The sequence below is a fragment of the Streptomyces sp. E11-3 genome, assembly GCF_046540415.1.
In the GTDB taxonomy this organism is placed as follows: Bacteria; Actinomycetota; Actinomycetes; order Streptomycetales; family Streptomycetaceae; genus Streptomyces.
Map to the genome: position 1 here is coordinate 1 of NZ_JAZGRL010000269.1, position 516 is coordinate 516.

At 76.6% G+C, this 516-nt stretch carries 1 pseudogene; it reads left to right on the plus strand.

Annotation, left to right across the window (positions count from 1 at the left end):
* Positions 1-3 precede the first annotated feature (3 nt).
* Positions 4-516: pseudogene (locus tag U9R90_RS36785) on the plus strand (myo-inositol-1-phosphate synthase); the annotation flags it as partial.

Here is a 516-nt window from a genome sequence, read left to right on the forward strand (position 1 = left end):
CCCGTGTCCACCCCAGTGCCCTCTCCCGTTCCCCCGTCCTCGCCCCCGTCATCCGGCCGCGCCACCGGGGTCTGGCTGATCGGGGCGCGCGGCTCGGTGGCGACGACGACCGTCGCGGGCCACGCGGCCCTCGCGGCCGGGCTCTTCCCGGCGACCGGCATGGTCACCGAGACCCCGCCCTTCGCCCAGAGCGGCCTGCCACCGCTGTCAGCACTCGTCTTCGGCGGACACGACACCGCGGCGTGCCCGCTGCCCAAACGCGCGGAGCATCTCGCGGCCGGAGGCGTGCTGCCGCACGGCCTGCCCTCGGCGGTGCGCGCCGAACTGGCTGACGCGGACGCCGAGATCCGCCCAGGCGGCCCGCTCCCCGGCGACACCCGCTCCGAGGAGGACCTGATCGCCGCGTTCGCCGCGGACATCACCGACTTCGTACGGCGCAGGGGGCTCGCCCGTGCCGTCGTGGTGAACGTCGCCTCGACGGAACCCGCCCCACCGGACACCCCCCACACCCCCCGC